Annotated in this window: 16 protein-coding genes; 12 read left to right on the top strand and 4 right to left on the bottom strand. The window is 72.0% G+C overall.

The genetic code is table 11. The annotated features are described in order from the left end of the window. Positions 1-16: 16 nt before the first annotated feature. Positions 17-1384 carry an aminotransferase class V-fold PLP-dependent enzyme gene (locus IEY79_RS14960; RefSeq protein ID WP_189107942.1) on the top strand — a complete coding sequence of 456 codons (1368 nt, stop codon included), beginning with the start codon at positions 17-19 and terminating at the stop codon, positions 1382-1384. Positions 1385-1399: 15 nt separating this feature from the next. Here the strand turns inward: IEY79_RS14960 and IEY79_RS14955 are convergent, their stop codons facing one another. Further along, positions 1400-1681: an Lrp/AsnC family transcriptional regulator gene (locus IEY79_RS14955; RefSeq protein ID WP_189107941.1), complete on the bottom strand. Its 282-nt coding sequence runs from the start codon at positions 1679-1681 to the stop codon at positions 1400-1402. Next, positions 1678-2388 carry a rhomboid family intramembrane serine protease gene (locus tag IEY79_RS14950; RefSeq protein ID WP_229700873.1) on the bottom strand — a complete coding sequence of 237 codons (711 nt, stop codon included), beginning with the start codon at positions 2386-2388 and terminating at the stop codon, positions 1678-1680. Before IEY79_RS14950 ends, IEY79_RS14955 begins: the two co-directional genes overlap by 4 nt. Positions 2389-2563: 175 nt before the next feature. Here IEY79_RS14950 and IEY79_RS14945 point away from each other — a divergent pair, with 175 nt between their 5' ends. The 5 genes from IEY79_RS14945 (at position 2564) to IEY79_RS14925 (ending at position 8225) form a co-directional block, all read left to right on the top strand. Beyond that, positions 2564-2806, top strand: a complete 243-nt coding sequence (locus IEY79_RS14945; RefSeq protein ID WP_189107940.1) for a hypothetical protein — start codon at positions 2564-2566, stop codon at positions 2804-2806. A gap of 35 nt (positions 2807-2841) precedes the next feature. Beyond that, positions 2842-4203 (top strand): NYN domain-containing protein, encoded by a 1362-nt coding sequence (locus tag IEY79_RS14940; protein ID WP_189107939.1) that lies wholly within the window; start codon positions 2842-2844, stop codon positions 4201-4203. 339 nt (positions 4204-4542) lie between these two features. Beyond that, a complete protein-coding gene (locus IEY79_RS14935; RefSeq protein ID WP_189107938.1) occupies positions 4543-5568 on the top strand; it encodes a C40 family peptidase in 1026 nt (341 codons plus the stop codon). Between the two features lie 281 nt (positions 5569-5849). Then, positions 5850-6872: a C40 family peptidase gene (locus IEY79_RS14930; RefSeq protein WP_189107937.1), complete on the top strand. Its 1023-nt coding sequence runs from the start codon at positions 5850-5852 to the stop codon at positions 6870-6872. An 81-nt stretch (positions 6873-6953) separates the two neighbouring features. Then, positions 6954-8225: a hypothetical protein gene (locus tag IEY79_RS14925; RefSeq protein ID WP_229700872.1), complete on the top strand. Its 1272-nt coding sequence runs from the start codon at positions 6954-6956 to the stop codon at positions 8223-8225. A gap of 49 nt (positions 8226-8274) precedes the next feature. Here the strand turns inward: IEY79_RS14925 and IEY79_RS14920 are convergent, their stop codons facing one another. After that, positions 8275-9603, bottom strand: a complete 1329-nt coding sequence (locus IEY79_RS14920) for a glycosyltransferase 87 family protein (protein ID WP_189107936.1) — start codon at positions 9601-9603, stop codon at positions 8275-8277. Between the two features lie 109 nt (positions 9604-9712). On the opposite strand from IEY79_RS14920, the gene IEY79_RS14915 reads away from it, so the two are divergent. After that, positions 9713-10867: a glycosyltransferase family 4 protein gene (locus IEY79_RS14915; RefSeq protein WP_189107935.1), complete on the top strand. Its 1155-nt coding sequence runs from the start codon at positions 9713-9715 to the stop codon at positions 10865-10867. Between the two features lie 33 nt (positions 10868-10900). Here the strand turns inward: IEY79_RS14915 and IEY79_RS14910 are convergent, their stop codons facing one another. Then, positions 10901-12697: an AMP-dependent synthetase/ligase gene (locus tag IEY79_RS14910; protein WP_189107934.1), complete on the bottom strand. Its 1797-nt coding sequence runs from the start codon at positions 12695-12697 to the stop codon at positions 10901-10903. A gap of 279 nt (positions 12698-12976) precedes the next feature. On the opposite strand from IEY79_RS14910, the gene IEY79_RS14905 reads away from it, so the two are divergent. The 5 genes from IEY79_RS14905 (at position 12977) to IEY79_RS14885 (ending at position 17298) form a co-directional block, all read left to right on the top strand. Then, on the top strand, positions 12977-13846 hold the full coding sequence (locus IEY79_RS14905) for a metallophosphoesterase family protein (RefSeq protein WP_189107933.1): 870 nt from the start codon (positions 12977-12979) through the stop codon (positions 13844-13846). A 100-nt stretch (positions 13847-13946) separates the two neighbouring features. Then, positions 13947-14432 (top strand): SRPBCC family protein, encoded by a 486-nt coding sequence (locus IEY79_RS14900; RefSeq protein ID WP_189107932.1) that lies wholly within the window; start codon positions 13947-13949, stop codon positions 14430-14432. 50 nt (positions 14433-14482) lie between these two features. Continuing rightward, positions 14483-15724 (top strand): ArsA family ATPase, encoded by a 1242-nt coding sequence (locus IEY79_RS14895; RefSeq protein ID WP_189107931.1) that lies wholly within the window; start codon positions 14483-14485, stop codon positions 15722-15724. A gap of 89 nt (positions 15725-15813) precedes the next feature. After that, positions 15814-16290: a DUF5304 domain-containing protein gene (locus tag IEY79_RS14890; RefSeq protein ID WP_189107930.1), complete on the top strand. Its 477-nt coding sequence runs from the start codon at positions 15814-15816 to the stop codon at positions 16288-16290. Between the two features lie 66 nt (positions 16291-16356). Beyond that, positions 16357-17298, top strand: a complete 942-nt coding sequence (locus tag IEY79_RS14885; RefSeq protein ID WP_189107929.1) for an ROK family glucokinase — start codon at positions 16357-16359, stop codon at positions 17296-17298. The last annotated feature ends 115 nt before the right edge of the window (positions 17299-17413 follow it).

The following is a 17413-nucleotide window of genomic DNA, read 5'->3' as shown; positions in this document are numbered from 1 at the left end:
GCCGGGAGATACCGCCATGTCCGCACAGACCGACACGCCGCACCGCGCCACCACCGACCAGCCGCTGCCCGTCCTCGGACGTGACGTCACCGTCCCCCTCGTCACCGGCGGTGAGGTCACCTACGCCGCGCTCGACTACGCGGCCAGCACCCCCGCCCTCCAGCGTGTCTGGGACGACATCGCCGCCTACGCCCCGTACTACGGCAGCGTCCACCGCGGTGCCGGATACCTCTCGCAGCTCTCCACCGACCTCTTCGAGAACAGCCGCCGCACCGTCGCCGGCTTCCTCGGCTGTCGCGAGGACGACCAGGTCGTCTTCACCCGGTCCACCACCGACTCGCTGAACCTGCTGGCCGCCGTGCTGCCCGCCGGCTGCGAGGTGTTCGTCTTCGAGACGGAGCACCACGCGTCACTGCTGCCCTGGCGCGACGCGCCCGTCAGCTTTCTGAACGCGCCGCGCACCCCCGAGGAGGCCGTCGCCACGCTGGAGCGGGCACTGGCCGGGCGCGACCCGAAGGGCCCCGCGCTGGTCTGCGTCACCGGCGCCTCCAACGTCACCGGCGAGCTGTGGCCCGTACGGGAACTGGCCGCCGTCGCGCACGCCCACGGCGCCCGCGTGGTCCTCGACGCCGCGCAGCTCGCCCCCCACCACCCCGTGGACATCACGGAGCTGGACGTGGACTGGGTCGCCTTCTCCGGTCACAAGCTGTACGCGCCGTTCGGCTCCGGGGTGCTCGCGGGCCGCGCCGACTGGCTCCGGGAGTCAGAGCCCTATCTCGCCGGCGGTGGCGCCAGCCGCAAGGTCGCGCGCCGGGCCGACGGCGGTGTGGACGTCGAGTGGCACACCACCGAGGCCCGCCACGAGGCCGGCTCGCCGAACGTCATCGGCGTGTACGCGATCGCCTCGGCCTGCAAGGCGCTCACCGAGGCCGGGTTCGACCGGCTCGTCGAGCGCGAGCAGGAGCTGGTGGCCCGGGTGCGCGAGGAACTCGCCGAGGTCCCCGAGGTCCGGGTGCTCTCGCTCTTCGGTGACGACGCGCCGCGCGTCGGCGTCATCTCCTTCGTCGTGGAGGGGTGGAACAGCTCCCACTTCGCCGCCGCGCTCTCGGCGGAGTACGGCATCGGCGTACGCGACGGGCTCTTCTGCGCCCACCCGCTCGTCCGGACCCTGCTGGGCGGCGACGCCGGGGACCCGGGGGAGTGCGGCGCGCCGGACGCCGGTCCCGGGGAGAGGTCGCTCAACGCGATCCGGGTCAGCTTCGGGGCCGGTACACCGGACGAGCACGTGGCACGGTTCACCGGCGCCGTCAGGGAACTCGTCCAGCACGGCGCGCGCTGGAACTACCGCACCGAGGACGGCCGTTGCGTCCCCGACCGCGGCTGAACCACCCCGCTCGGATCAGGCGTCGAGGCCGATCGCGAAGGCCGCTTCCAGGTCGTGCTGGGAGTACGTACGGAACGCCACGTGCGTGTCCGTGGCCTCGACGCCCGGGATCTTGCTGATGCTGCCGGGGATGACGTCGGCGAGGTCGTCGTGGTTGGCGACCCGCACCATGGCGATCAGGTCGTAGGTGCCGGTGACGGAGAAGACCTCGCTGACGCTCTCCAGCGCCGCGATCGACTCGGCGATCTCGGGGATCCGGTCGACGCTGGTCTTGATGAGCACGATCGCGGTGATCACGGTTGACGTTCTCCCTCGGGGGCCGCTGAACGGGACTTCACTCTAGCCGTACGCCGGAAGAGCCCCCAGGCGGCGACGAAGCCCAGGGCGAAGCCCACCAGATGCGCCAGATACGCGACGCCGGGGCCCGGCTCGGCGTTGTGGGCCGCCAGCCACTGGAGCACGAACCAGAAGATCAGGACGATCCAGGCGGGGAAGCGCAGCGGCAGGAAGAAAAGGAACGGGAAGAGGCTGGTGACGCGCGCGCGGGGAAAGAGACAGAGGAAGGCTCCCAGCACGCCGGAGATCGCGCCCGACGCCCCCACCAGGGTCTGGTCGGAGTCCGCGTTCACCGCCGCGTAGGCGAGAAGGGCGAGATAGCCGCAGACGAGATAGAAGAGGGTGAACCGCACCCGCCCCATCCGTTCCTCGGCCATCGCCCCGAAGACATAGAGGAAGAGCAGGTTCCCGAGCAGATGGAGCCAGCTGCCATGGACGAAGAGCGCGGTGAAAGGGGTGAGGAGCGCGTGGGAATCACCGCTGGTCAGCTGGTCGGGGATCACCCCCCAGCGCTCGAAGTACGCGCTCTGCGCCGCGAGCAGCGTGTCACCCGTCCCGTACGCGGGGTTGAACCCCGACAGCGGGCCGGTCAGGAAGGCCAGGGCGCACAGGCCGATCAGACCGTAGGTCATCACCGGTGCCGCGCCCGCCGCCCGCCAATTGATCATTCACGGATCATCCCGTACGCGGACAGACAGGTACGGACCGCCTCGCCGCGACATGGGACACGCGGGAGGCCGTAGGGTTACGGGCGCGTACTTCCGCGGAACGGTGCCGTACCGGAGAGCGGTGCGGCAGGCTCGACCTCACGACATCAGGGCTCGACGAGATGAGGACGGCACGATGACGACGGTTCCCTTGCCGACCGAAGCCACCCGGTGGCGCTGCACCCTGTGCGGCAACCTCACCAGGTTCGACGTGACGCGCTCGTCCAAGGTGGTGGAGTACGTCCATCTGGACCTGGCCGGGACGTCGAAGGTCGAGGAGCGCGACGTGGTCAGTGAGACCATCGAGTCCGTCCGCTGCCGCTGGTGCAACGCGGTGGATCAGATCGAACTGGTTGACAGGCCGGGCGCCGGTTCCTGAGGGAGCCGCCCGAAAGGGTAGTGGGGTGACGGATCGTGGAGCAGCCCGCGAATGGCGCTGAGCCGGCCGGTGCGGCCGGCGGCGACGCCGAGGCGCTCGACAGGCCGCTGCCCGAGGGAGTACGGCGCCGGGTCGTGGCGCTGGTCTCGGACGCCTTCGGCGGTCTGACCGTCACCGAACTGCCCCCGCAGCTACGACAGTACGCGCGTTTCACACCGACCAGGCGGGCCCGGTACGCCGGCAACGCGATGGCGGCCGCCCTGGAGAGCGACCCGGTGTTCCGGCAGCGGATCGGTGAGCGGTTCGGCCAGGCGGACCCGGAGCTGGCCGCCGCGGTGGAATCCGGGTCGCCGCCCCCGGCCGCCGACCCCGTCGACGTGGCGGCCGCCGCCTATGTCCTGCGGCCCGTCGGCTGGGTGAAGCTGGTGGCCGCCGCCGGCGAGGAGGTCCAGCGCGCCGACGCCGAGCGCGTCGACGAGGAGAACCGCCGCGAGCTGGAGCGGCTGCGCGAGGAGCTCGCCCAGGCCCGCGCGGCGACGAGGAGTGAGACGGAGCGGCTGCGTACGGAGCTGGACAGCGCCCGCAAGGAGGCCGAGTCCACGCACCGCAAGCTGCGCAGCGCCCTGAGCGACGTGAAGCGCGGCGAGGCCGCCCTGCGCCGTACGGCCGCCGAGATCGAGGCCGCCCGCGCGGAGGCCGCGGTCCAGGTGTCCGCGGCGGAGAGCGAGACACGGCGCCTCAAGGCGCGGCTCGCGGAGGCGGAGTCGGCGGTGGAGGCCGGCCGCCGGGCCGCCCGTGAGGGGCGTTCCGTGGAGGACATGCGGTTGCGGCTGCTGCTGGACACCGTCCTGGAGTCGGCGCAGGGCCTGCGGCGGGAGCTGGCGCTGCCCCCGGCCGCCTCGCACCCCGCCGATCTGGTCGACGCCGTGGCGCCCGGCCGGATGTCTCCCAAGGACGTCGCGGCCCGCGCGCTCTCCGACATGGACCCGGCGCTGCTGGACCAGTTGCTCGCGCTGCCGCAGGCGCATCTGGTCGTGGACGGCTACAACGTCACCAAGACCGGCTATCCGACGATGCCGTTGGAGAAGCAGCGGCTGCGGCTGCTGGGCGGGCTCGCGATGCTCGCGGCCCAGTCCGGCGCCGAGATGACATGCGTCTTCGACGGGGCCGAACTGGCCGCTCCCGTACTGCTCGCGCCGCCGCGCGGGGTACGGGTGCTCTTCTCGAAACCGGGTGTGACGGCGGACGAGTTGATCCGCCAGCTCGTACGGGCGGAGCCGCCGGGCCGTCCGGTGGTGGTGGTCTCCACCGACCGGGAGGTCGCCGACGGAGTGGCGCGGGCCGGCGCGCGGCCCGTCGCGTCCGCCTTGCTGCTGAAGCGGCTTTCGCGCGTCTAGTAACTCCTGTGGCCAATGCGGCATTTGGTCACCCCATGTCACACCACAGCGTCAATTGCTCATCACTGTCGGTGCGATGTATGTGAAGAAACCACTCCGAGGCCAAATTTTTTCTCTTCAGGATTTGAACTGATCACGAGAAGGTCACTAGGGTCAGGCCTCGAACCTTCGCGCGGTTGATCACCCATCCGGGGTGGCGGCGAAGGAACCGCCGAATTCGTGCGGTTCAGTCCGGTTGTACCGGATTCCCGGCCCCGCCGGGAACGCTGAACTCACGGAGCCGGGGACCCGCTCCCCACGCACCCGGTAGGCGGCTCGAGGAAGAAGGAGCTCGCCTTCGTGGCGTCCCACCGTCGTCCCAAGCAGCCGAGCCGCGCCCGCGTGACTGTGCTCTCCGCGACCGCAGCCGCAGCTGTCGCTCTGACGTCCCAGGCCGCGCAGGCCGACCCGAAGCCGACCGTCGAAGACGTCAAGGAAAAGGTCGACAAGCTCTACCACGAGGCCGAGGCCTCGACGGAGAAGCACAGCGGCGCCGAAGAGAAGGAAAAGAAGCTCGAGAAGCAGGTCGAGGCGATCCAGGACAAGGTCGCGCGCGGCCAGGACGAGCTCAACGAGCTGCGTACCGGCCTCGGTTCGATGGCCAGCGCCCAGTACCGCTCCGGCGGTATCGACCCGGCCCTCCAGCTCTTCCTCTCCTCCGACCCGGACGACTATCTGGACAAGGCCTCCGTGCTCGACCAGATGGGCACCAAGCAGGTCGGCGCGCTGGAGAAGATCCAGGCCAAGCAGCGGACCCTCGCGCAGCAGCGCAAGGAGGCGTCCCTCAAGCTGAAGGATCTCGAGGCGACCCGGGTCGAGCTGGCGAAGAAGAAGAAGGACGTCCAGACCAAGCTCAACGCCGCGAACAAGCTCCTCAACACGCTGACCGCGCAGGAGCGGGCGAAGCTCGAGGCCGACGACGTGAAGCGCGCGGCCCGTGGCAACGAGCGCGTCAACCTCGGCAACGAGTCGGCCTCTTCGGGTCGCGCCGCCGCCGCGCTGGCCGCCGCCGACACCCAGGTGGGCAAGCCGTACATCTCCGGTGCCGAGGGGCCCAACTCCTACGACTGCTCCGGTCTGACCCAGTGGGCCTACGCCCAGGCGGGTGTGGCCCTCACCAGGACCACGTACACCCAGGTCAACGACGGCGTCAGGATAGGCCGGGGCGAACTCGCCCCCGGCGATCTGGTCTTCTTCAGCGGTCTGAGCCATGTCGGGCTGTACGCGGGCAACGGCCAGGTGCTGCACGCCCCCAAGCCGGGCACCGTGGTGCGGTACGAGGCCATGGAGTGGGCCGGCAGCTTCCAGTTCGGCGTCCGCGTCTGACGCACCGCTCGGCGCGGGTGCTCCGTACGGACACCCGCGCACATCCACGGACACGACCGCGACCGCCCGTACGGGCGAATTCCGGTTACTCCCGCTGACGCGCGCCCCGCCGGTGACCTGTGATCTCCGGCGGGGCATCACTGTCTGTGCCCGGCGCGGTCTTTGGTCACTCCGTGTCCGCACGGTTACTGTCTGCTGCGCCGCGGCTCCCGGTCATGGTTCCGCCCGTCGGGCGGCAGGGGGCTGCGTAATGCGTCCAGCGGAAGGAAGTGCGGCTTCCTGTGGTGTCCCATCGTCGTTCCTCACACCCCGGCCACAGCCGGGGCACCCGGGTCACGGTCCTGTCCGCCGCGGCTGTCACGGCCGCGGCCGCCCTCGGGACGGCGCCGGCGGGCGCGGACCCGAGGGAGGCGACCGAGGCGACCCGGTCGACCGTCGACAGGCTGTACGAGGAGGCCGAGAAGGCCACCGAGCGGTACAACAAGGCGGGCGAGCGGGCCGGTGTGCTGCGCAAGCGGGTGGACCGGGTGCGGGACAGCGCGGCCCGGGGCCAGGAGCGCGTCAACCGGATGCGTGGCGCACTCGGTTCGATCGCGAGCGCCCAGTACCGCTCCGGCGGGCTCGACCCGGCGCTCGCGCTGCTGCTCTCCTCCGACCCGGACAGCTACCTCGGCAGGGCCGAGGCCCTCGACCGGCTGAGCGACCGCCAGGCGGTGGCCCTGCGTGAACTCGGGCTGGCCCAGCGCAAGCTCGACCTGCAGCGTGACGAGGCGACCAAGGACCTCGCCGAGCTGGAGCGCAGCAGGGCGGCCGTCGCCCGCCACAAGCGCACCGTCGAGACCAAGCTCGCGGAGGCGCGGCGGCTGCTGAACGCGCTGCCCGACGCCGCGAGGGACACCGACCGGGCCTCGCGCTCCGGGCGTGACGCCGGCCTGTCGTTCGGGGAGGCGCCCGCGTCCGCGCGGGCCGCGGCGGCCGCCCGCGCCGCCCGAGGCGTCGTCGGCCTGCCGTACGTGTGGGGCGCCAACGGCCCCTCGGGGTTCGACTGTTCGGGCCTGACCCAGTGGGCGTACGCGCAGGCCGGGGTCTCGCTGCCGCGTACGTCACAGGCGCAGCGGTACGCGGGGCAGCAGGTGCCGCTCTCCCGGGCGAGGCCGGGCGACCTGGTCGCCTACCGCGACGACGCCAGCCACATCGGGATGTACATGGGCAACGGCCAGGTGGTGCACGCGCCTTACCCCGGCGCCTCGGTCCGCTACGACCCGGTCGGCATGATGCCGGTCTCCTCGGTCACCCGGATCTGAGCGCGGTCCGGCCCTGCCGGAGCACCCGTCACCGACGCATCGTCGGGATTCGTCCTCGCGGCGCCCCGTACGATCGGCAGGGTGGCAGGTCAGGGACGTACGACTCGAAGACGTGCGGCGGGTCGCGGGCGTACGCCCGCCCGTGGCACGGTGCGCCGCCGTGCGGCGGCCTCGCTGCTGGGGTGTCTGCTCGTCGCCTCCGGCTGTTCCGCGCCCACCGCGACCGACGCCGCCACCGGCGCGATCGAGCACACCCTCGACCAGCGGGCCGACGCCCTCCTCGACCGTGACGAGAGCGGCTATCTGGCCGCCGTCGACCCCGCCGCCGACGCGCTGCTCGCCGCCGAGCGGCGGACCTACCGCAACCTCGTCGACGTGCCCGTGCGGTCGTGGGAGTACGAGGTGCGGGACGTCGAGCGCTCCGGGATGCACGCGACGGCGCGGGTCGAGCTGCGTTACCGGATGGAGGACTACGACAGCGCGCCCGTCACCTCGGCCCGCACCATGGAGCTGACCGAACGGGACGGGCGCTGGTACGTGACGGCCGACCGGCCCGGCGAGGGCGGGGTGCAGCAGCTCTGGCAGCAGGGCGCCGTCGACGTCGTGCACGGCAGGCGCAGCCTGATCCTCGGCGTCGGCCAGGACAACGACCGGCTGCGTGAGATCGCGGCGGCCGCCGACCGGGCGGTGCCCGCCGTGGACGAGGCCTGGCCGGGCGAGTGGTCGGGGCGCGTCGTGGTGCTGGTGCCGGAGTCGGTGGAGTCGATGGCGGGTCTGCTGGGCGCCACCACGACGAGCTACCGGGGCATCGCCGCCGTCACGACCGGTGAGACCCGGCAGCAGGAGGGCTCCTCGCCGGCGGACCGGGTGATCGTCAACCCAGACGCGTACAGCATCCTGGGCGACTTCGGGCGCCGGGTGGTCCTCACCCACGAGACCACCCATGTGGCGACGCGGGCGGACACCTCGAAGGCCACGCCGATGTGGCTGTCGGAAGGTTTCTCCGACTGGGTCGCCTACCGGGACACCAGCCCGGTCGACGGCCAGGCCGCCCCGGAGCTCGAACGGTCCCTGCGCGGCGGGAACCTGCCCGCCGCTCTTCCGGAGGACGGTGACTTCGCCTTCGACGCGAAGGCGGACGAGCTGGCCCGGGCGTACGAGGGCGGGCGGCTGGCGTGCGAGCTGATCGCCGAGCGCTGGGGCGAGTCGAAGCTGACGGACTTCTACCGGGCGGTGGGGGAGCACGAGAAGCGCGAGGGCGCCGTCGAGGACGCGATGAACGAGGTGTTGTCGGTGACGCCCGACGAATTCGGCGGGCTGTGGCGGGACTACATGCGCGAGCGGCTGCGCTGAGACGCGGGCCCCGGCCCGCCTGCCGCCGTACGGGCCCTGGGCGGGCGTCTCAGGAGCCGAGCAGCCGGTAGGTGGACTCCTTGCTCCCCTCCTCGCCGCCGGGCGCGCCCGCCACCCTCTGGCCTTCGCGTGGGCGTGCGCCGGGCACCGTCCCGCGCCACAGCCGGGCGCACGCCGTCAGCGTCGCGGCGACCAGCAGCCCGTTGCGTACGACGAGCAGGGTCACGCCCAGCCAGTCGCTCGCCGTCACGTTGGAGAAGAACAGCGGGAATTCGAGCATCGTGACCGCCGAGGCCGCCACCACGAGCACCGCGGGCCGCGTCATCGTGCTCGACCTCGGGAGCAGACAGACGGCCGCCAGGCCCACCAGCCAGATCATGTACTGCGGGCTGATCACCCGGCTGGTCACGGTGAAGAGCAGGACCGCGACGAACGCCGCGTCGCACAGGGTGCTCGCGGTGAACGTGGCCGCTTTCACCCGCCAGACGAGCAGCCAGCCGAAGGCCGCCACGCTGAGGACCAGGGCCAGCGCGCTGACGAGCGGGACGTACGGCCCCCGGAACTCCACCGAACCGTAGGAGAACATCACCGCCCCGTCCCAGCCGAGATGCCGGGCCACATGGAAGACCAGCGCGCCCAGCGACTCGATCTCGGTGCCCCGGTCGCGCTGCGCGGTGAGGAAGTCCAGCGCGCCGGGCAGCACCGCGGACACCACCGCCAGCAGGGCGAGCGCCGTCGCGACGGCGGCGGACCAGGACAGCCGGGTGGCCCGGCCCCGCGGCGTACCGATCAGCAGCAGCACCGGCCACACCTTCAGCAGCGCCCCGAACCCCGCGAGCGCGCCGAGGAGTTGGGGCCTGCGGAGTCCCACGAGGAGGGCGCCGACGGCGACGGCGGTGACCATCACGTCGTAACGGGCGTACACCGTGGGACCGAGCAGTGCCACGCCCGCCACCCAGACCCAGGCGCCGCGGAGCGAGCGTCCCGGTCGCCGGCCCGCGTGGAGCAGCAGCACGAGGACCAGCGCGTCGCAGAGCAGACAGAGGGTGAAGAACGCCGTGGCGTAGCCGAGGAAGGGCAGCAGGGCGGGGGAGAGGATCGCGAACGCGGCGCCCGGCGGGTACTGCCAGGTGACGTCGGACTGCGGAAAGGTGCCGGCGCGCAGGACGTCGTACCAGCCCTCGTAGGTGACGGAGACGTCCGGAGTGACGTCGACGCCCGGTGTGACGAGGATCCTGAGGACGCAGAGCATCAGTACGGTCCTGGTGAGAAGCCAGACCGTGACCGGCCAGGCCGCGCGGCTCCCGGTGCCGCCCGCGGCCCTCGCGACCCTCGCTCCCGCTCCGGAGCGGGAGCCTGTCGTGTCCTCGACCGTCATGAACACCTGCCCGTTTTGACGTATATGTCTTACCTGTTGGCGGGAGCCATCATGCGGGGGAACGGGCGCGGGAACGGTGAGGCGGGGCCGTTCGGTACTGTCGGCGGCGATGCACAAGACCTTGATCGTGACCAACGACTTCCCGCCCCGGCCCGGCGGCATCCAGGCGTTCCTGCACAACATGGCGCTGCGGCTGGACCCCGACCGGCTCGTCGTCTACGCCTCCACCTGGAAGCGCGGCGCCGAAGGCACGGAGGCGACGGCGGCCTTCGACGCCGAGCAGCCCTTCACGGTCGTGCGCGACCGTACGACGATGCTGCTGCCGACCCCGGGGGTGACCGGGCGGGCGGTGGGACTGCTGCGTGAACACGGCTGCGAGTCCGTCTGGTTCGGGGCCGCTGCCCCGCTCGGTCTGATGGGCCCCGCGCTGCGCCGGGCCGGTGCCCGGCGGATCGTCGCCACCTCGCACGGCCACGAGGCGGGATGGGCGCAACTGCCCGGGGCCCGCCGACTGCTGCGCCGTATCGGCGAGGGCACGGACACGATCACCTATCTCGGCGAGTACACACGCTCGCGCATCGCCGCCGCGCTCACAGCGGACGCGGCCGGGCGCATGGTCCAACTGCCGCCCGGCGTCGACGAGAAGACGTTCCACCCGGAGTCGGGCGGCGACGCGGTGCGCGAGCGGCTGGGACTGGCGGAGCGGCCGGTCGTGGTCTGCGTCTCACGGCTGGTGCCGCGCAAGGGCCAGGACACCCTGATCCTCGCCATGCCGGCGATCCTGGCGCGGGTCCCGGACGCCGTCCTGCTGATCGTCGGCGGCGGACCGTACGACAAGGAGCTGCGGAAGCTGGCGGCGGAGACCGGCGTCGCCGACTCCGTACGCTTCACCGGCGCCGTGCCCTGGTCCGAACTGCCCGCACATTACGGCGCGGGCGACGTCTTCGCGATGCCCTGCCGCACCCGCCGCGGCGGCCTCGACGTGGAGGGCCTCGGCATCGTCTACCTGGAGGCGTCCGCGACGGGCCTCCCGGTGGTGGCGGGCGACTCCGGGGGCGCGCCGGACGCGGTACTGGACGGCGAGACGGGCTGGGTGGTGCACGGGGGGCCGCCCGCGCTCGCGGCGCGGGAATCGGCGGACCGCATCGCGACGCTCCTGCTCGACCCCGGCCTGCGCCGGCGGATGGGCACCCGCGGCCGCGAATGGGTCGAGGAGCGCTGGCGCTGGGACCTCCTGGCGGACCGCCTCCGGGAGCTGCTGTAGAAGCTCCCGGCCCGGCGGGGGCCGGGGCCTCTGTCAGCTCCGGTACAGCGACTCGATCTCGTCCGCGAAGTGCTTCGCCACCACGCCGCGCTTGAGTTTCAGCGACGGCGTGATGTGGCCCGCGTCCTCCGTGAACTGCGCGTCCAGGACCCGGAACCTCCGTACCGACTCCGCCTTCGAGACCGCCGCGTTGCCGTCGTCCACCGCCTGCTGGACGGCCGCCAGCAGATCCGGGTCGTCGTGCAGCGACGCCGCCGTCGAGCCCGCCGGCTTGCCGTGCTCCCTGGCCCAGCGCTCCAGGAACTCGCCGTCGATCGTCACCAGCGCGCCCACGAACGGACGGCCGTCGCCGACCACCATGCACTCGGCGATCAGCGCGTGCGCGCGGATGCGGTCCTCGATCACGGCGGGGGCGACGTTCTTGCCGCCCGCCGTCACCAGGATCTCCTTCTTGCGGCCGGTGATCGCGAGATACCCGTCCTCGTCGAGGGTGCCGATGTCGCCGGTGTGGAACCAGCCGTCGGCCAGCGCCTCCGCCGTCGCCGCCTCGTTGTTCCAGTAGCCCGTGAACACGTGCTCGCCGTGCAGCAGCACCTCGCCGTCGTCGGCGATACGGATCACCGAACCCGGCAGCGGCTGCCCCACCGTGCCGATCTTCTGCCGGTCCCACGGGTTGAACGCCGTGGCCGCGCACGTCTCCGTCAGGCCGTACCCCTCCAGCACCGTGAAGCCGATGCCGCGGAAGAAGTGACCGAGCCGCATCCCCAGCGGGGCGCCGCCGGAGATGGCGTACTCACCCCGGCCGCCGAGAACCGCGCGCAGCTTGCCGTACACGAGCGCGTCGAAGACCTTGTGCTTGATCCGGAGCCCGAGGGACGGTCCCCCCGCGCTGCCCATCGCGCGGCTGTAGGCGATCGCCGTCGTCGCCGCGCGGTCGAAGATCTTGCCCTTGCCGTCCGCCCGGGCCTTGGCGCGCGCCGAGTTGTAGACCTTCTCGAAGACGCGCGGCACCCCGAGGATCAGCGTCGGCCGGAACGTGGCCAGTTCCTCCGTCAGATTCTTGATGTCCGGTACGCAGCCGAGCTTGATCGGCGCCATCACGGCGGCCACCTCGACCAGCCGGCCGAAGACATGCGCGGCGGGCAGGAACAGCAGGACGGAACACTCGCCCGTACGGAACAGCGGTTTCATGCGCTCCACCACGTTGCCGCACTCCGCGAAGAACGCGCGGTGCGTCAGCACGCAGCCCTTGGGGCGGCCGGTGGTCCCCGAGGTGTACACGATCGTCGCCGGATCGTCCGCCTTCGCCGTCGCGCTGCGCTGATCGACGACCGCTTCCGTGATCTCCGCGCCGGCGGCGGTCAGCTCGGCCACACAGTCCTTGTCGATCTGCCAGACGTGCCGCAGCTCCGTCAGCCCGTCCGAAACCGACCGCACGGCCGCCGCGTTCGCGTCGGACTCCACGATGACGGCGGCGGCGCCGGAGTCGCCGAGGACCCACTGCACCTGCTCGGCGGAGCTTGTCTCGTAAACCGGCACGGTGACGGCGCCCGCGCTCCAGATCGCGAAGTCGAACAGCACCCACTCGTACCGGGTCCGGGACATCAGGCCGATCCGCTCACCGGGGAGGATGCCGGACGCGATCAGCCCCTTGGCCACCGCCCGCACCTCGGCGAGGAACTGGGTGGCCGTGACGTCCGTCCAGACGCCGCCGACCTTGCGGCCAAGGACGGCGACATCCGGATGCTGAGCGGCGTTGCGGCTGATGAGATCCGTCAGATTGCCGTCCGAGGGAACCTCGTACAGGGCCGGAAGGCTGAACTCGCGCAAGACTGCTGCTCCTCGTCGGGCGCCGGTGGCACGGCACTGGGCCGAACCGGCTGCGGTCCACATCGGGCAGGTGCTCTCGGGGGTGAGCACGACGGGACCGCCCGGACGTTACCCACCGGTACACGGTTCCGGATAGAGGGCGCCGGCCAGATGTTCCCTGCGTCACACGTTTTTTGACGGTCCTTCGCGCAGAGTAGTCCACAGCTGTGCGGACATGCGAGTAATCGCAGGTCCGGACCCCTCTACTCAGTCGGAAGGCGGCGATCTAGGGTGAGCGGCATGCGTGGTGGCGGGAACATCGGCGGGGACAGCGGCGGCAGCGGCAGCGGCGGGGCGAACGGCGGCGACGCCGGGACCGCGGGTGACGGCCGCCGCACCCGTACCCGCGTCCATGTCGTCAGCGACGTGCACGGCAACGCCCGCGACCTCGCCACGGCGGGCGACGGCGCCGACGCCCTGATCTGTCTCGGCGACCTCGTCCTCTTCCTCGACTACGCCGACCACTCGCGCGGCATCTTCCCCGACCTCTTCGGCAAGGAGAACGCCGACCGCATCGTGGAGCTGCGCACCGCCCGCCGCTTCGACGAGGCCCGTGACCTGGGCCGCGGACTCTGGGCCGGGCTGGAGGCCGACCGCGAGACGGCCATCGAAGCGGCGGTGCGCCGCCAGTACGCCGAAATGTTCGCCGTCTTCCCCACCCCGACGTACGCCACCTACGGCAACGTCGACATCCCCGCCCTCTGGCCCGAGTACGCCCGACCGGGCACGACCGTCCTCGACGGCGAGCGCGTCGAGATCGCCGGACGCGTCTTCGGCTTCGTCGGCGGCGGCCTGCGCACCCCGATGCGCACCCCCTACGAGATCTCCGACGAGGAGTACGCCGCCAAGGTCGAACAGCTCGGCGACGTCGACGTGCTCTGCTCCCACATCCCGCCCGAGGTACCGGAGTTGACGTACGACACCGTCGCCCGCCGCTTCGAGCGCGGCAGCCGCGCGCTGCTCGACGCCCTGCGCCGGACGAAACCGAGGTACGCGCTCTTCGGCCATGTCCACCAGCCGCTCGCCGCCCGGATGCGCGTCGGCTCGACGGAGTGTGTGAACGTCGGACACTTCGCGTCCACCGGACGGCCCTGGGCCATGGAATGGTGACCGGCGCACACGCGATAACCTGCACGCTGCACGGGCGGTACCGGTAAGCGTGACCGTCGCCCCGCACCACCGGGGAGACACCATCTGGAGGAGCACGTCGATGGCGGAACACACCAAGTCGAGCATCACGATCGAGGCGGCACCCGCCGACGTGATGGGCGTGATCGCCGACTTCGCCCGCTATCCCGAGTGGACCGGCGAGGTGAAGGAGGCCGAGGTGCTCTCCACCGACGCCGGGGGCCGCGCCGAACAGGTACGACTGGTGCTCGACGCCGGCGCGATCAAGGACGACCACACCCTCGCGTACACCTGGACCGGCGGTGACGAGGTCAGCTGGACGCTGGTCAAGTCCCAGATGCTGCGCTCGCTCGACGGCTCGTACCAGCTGGTGCCGACGGACGGCGGCGCGCGCACCGAGGTCACCTACCGGCTGACCGTCGACGTCAAGATCCCGATGCTCGGGATGATCAAGCGCAAGGCCGAGAAGGTCATCATCGACCGCGCCCTGGCCGGTCTGAAGAAGCGGGTCGAGAGCGCCCCCGGAAGCGCCGGGTCCGCCGGAGCGTTCGAGAAGCCCGGCGCCTGATGGCGGCGAGTACGGCCGATTCCGCACCTGAGGCATGTACGACGAGGGCGATGCGAACGGTCCTGGTCACCGGCCCCGGCGGCGCGGGCCGTACCACCGTCGCGGCGGCGACCGCCGTGGCCGCCGCCCGGCGCGGCGACCGTACGCTGCTGCTCTGCGCCGACCCGGCGGGCCCCGGCGCCGTCCTCGGCGGGGCGGCCGGTCTCGGAGCCGAACCGGCGGAGGTGACCCCCGGCCTCTGGGCCGCGCGCGTCGACCCCGCCGACTACTTCCGCACGGAGTTCCTCGCCCTCCAGGACCGCGCCGCCACCGTGCTCGACATGCTCGGCGCCCGGCGCCTCGACGGCGAAGAGCTGACCGAGCTGCCGGGCAGCGAACAGTTCGCCCTGCTCCAGGCGCTGCGCCGGGCCTCGGCCGGTGACTGGGACGTACTCGTCGTGGACCTGCCGCCGCTGCGCGACGCCCTCTGCGTACTCGCGCTGCCCGAGCGGCTCCGCCGGCTGATCGGCCGTCTCCTGCCGGTGGAGCGGCAGGCCGCGCGTGCGCTGCGGCCGATCATGGCGCAGCTCGCCGGGGTGCCGATGCCCGCGGAGTGGCTGTACGGCGCCGCCGCCCGCAGGGACGAGGAACTGGCCGCAGTCCAGACGCTGATCGAGGCCGGCACCACGACGGTGCGGCTCGTCGCCGAGCCGGGCCCGGCCGCCGGGGACGCCCTGCGCGTGGCCCGTGACGGGCTCAGCCTGTACGGGCTGCGCGTCGACGCCCTCGTACCGAACAAGGTGCTGCCGACGGACTCGTCCGACGCCTGGCTCGCGACGCTCGCCGCCCAGCAGCAGAAGTGCCTGGACGAGTGGGGCAAGGAGTACGGCTCCATGTGGCCGCTGCGTCCGGTGGGCCATCTCGGCCGGGATCCGCGCGGAGCCGCCGACCTCGCGGAGATCGCGGACCTCGCGGACCTCGGCGATCTCGCGGATCGCGGGGGCCCTGGTCCGGACCAGGACGCGGGCCGGGGACCGGGCCCCGCCGCGTACGGCGATCCCTGGTGGGTCGAGGACCGGCGGGAGGAGGACGGCCTGCTGGTGTGGTGCCTGCCCCTGCCCGGCGCCGTGAAGTCGGACGTCGGCCTGATCCGGCGCGGCGACGAACTCCTGCTGACCGTGGGGCCGTTCCACCGCATGGTGCCCCTCGAAGCCGCCCTGCGGCGCTGCACCGTCTCGGGGGCCGCGCTCACGGACGGTGTCCTGAAGGTCCGGTTCACGCCGGACCCGGGGCTCTGGCCGCGCACTCCCTGAATGTCCCCCCGGGGTTCAGGTACCGTCGAAGGTACACAGCCTCCGCTCCGCCCCGGACGAGGCGCCTTGTCCCGATGCGGGAGTAACCCATGAGTGATGCCATCGAGCGTCCCGCCGCCGACCCGGACGCCTGGGCCACGGCCTGCGCCGAGGACCTCGCCGCCGAGAAGGCCCGTCGTCGCGCCGTGCACGGTACGCCGCCCGGCTCGGCCTCCGAGGAGCTGCGCAAGTTCGTGGACGCGGTCGCCGACAAGGTGTCCTCGTTCCAGAGCCCGCTGCTCGGCATGGCCGCACAGGGCGCCGTCCAGCAGTTCATCAATCAGGCCAAGTCCGCCGTCGAGCCGGTCATCGACCGCAATCCAGACCTTTTCGACCATCTCGCGGCGGCTGGAAACGAACTGCTCGCGGCCTACCGCTCCGCGGTCGAGGGCGACGAGCGCCGCTGGACGCAGGGACCGTCGGAGGCGCCCGACATCAGTCTGAACAAGTCGGACGAAAAGGCCAACGACCCCTCGGACCCCCGTGATGAGGGGCCCACTCCCGGTACCCACATCGACCTGGACTGACCAGCCGGGCGCCCGCCCTCGGGTACGGTTGGGCCCAGCGGGGCTCGACCGAAAACTGAGGGACACATGGGACTCACCATCGGCGTCGACATCGGCGGCACGAAGATCGCGGCGGGCGTGGTCGACGAAGAGGGCGCGATTCTCGATACGCATCAGGTGCCCACCCCGCCGACCGCTGAAGGCATCGTCGACGCGATCTGCGCGGCGGTGTCCGGGGCCGGCAAGGGACACGACATCGAGGCCGTCGGCATCGGGGCCGCCGGCTACGTGGACGACAAGCGCGCCACCGTCCTCTTCGCGCCGAACATCGACTGGCGTCACGAACCGCTCAAGGACAAGGTCGAGCAGCGGGTCGGTATGCAGGTCGTGGTGGAGAACGACGCGAACGCGGCGGCCTGGGGCGAGTACAAGTTCGGGGCCGGACAGGGCCACGACGACGTCATCTGCATCACGCTCGGCACCGGGCTCGGCGGCGGCATCATCATCGGCAACAAGCTGCGCCGGGGGCGCTTCGGTGTGGCGGCGGAATTCGGCCATATCCGAGTCGTTCCCGACGGGTTGCTCTGCGGCTGTGGCAGCCAGGGCTGCTGGGAGCAGTACGCCTCCGGGCGCGCCCTGGTCAGATACGCGAAGCAGCGCGCCAACGCCACCCCCGAGAACGCGGAGATCCTGCTGCGTCTCGGCGACGGCACACCCGACGGCATCGAGGGCAAGCACATCAGCACCGCCGCCCGCGAGGGCGACCCGGTGGCCGTCGACTCCTTCCGGGAGCTGGCCCGTTGGGCCGGCGCGGGCCTGGCCGACCTGGCCTCGCTCTTCGACCCGTCGGCGTTCATCGTCGGCGGTGGCGTGTCGGACGAGGGCGAACTGGTCCTCGACCCGATCCGCAAGTCCTTCCGCCGCTGGCTGATCGGTGGTGAATGGCGTCCGCACGCGCAGGTGCTCGCCGCCCAACTGGGCGGCAAGGCCGGGCTGGTGGGCGCCGCGGACCTGGCCCGCCAGGGCTGAGCCGTACCGGCCCCGTCCGGAATCGCGGACGGGCTCGGCAATCCGGATGATCACGCCCGCCGTGCCCCTCAGGGGTGCGGCGGGCGTTGGCCTATCGTGGTCCGGTGACAACTCC

It is taken from the genome of Streptomyces camponoticapitis (genome assembly GCF_014646115.1).
Taxonomy (GTDB): domain Bacteria; phylum Actinomycetota; class Actinomycetes; order Streptomycetales; family Streptomycetaceae; genus Streptomyces; species Streptomyces camponoticapitis.
This window is presented reverse-complemented; position numbering and strand designations above follow the sequence as displayed.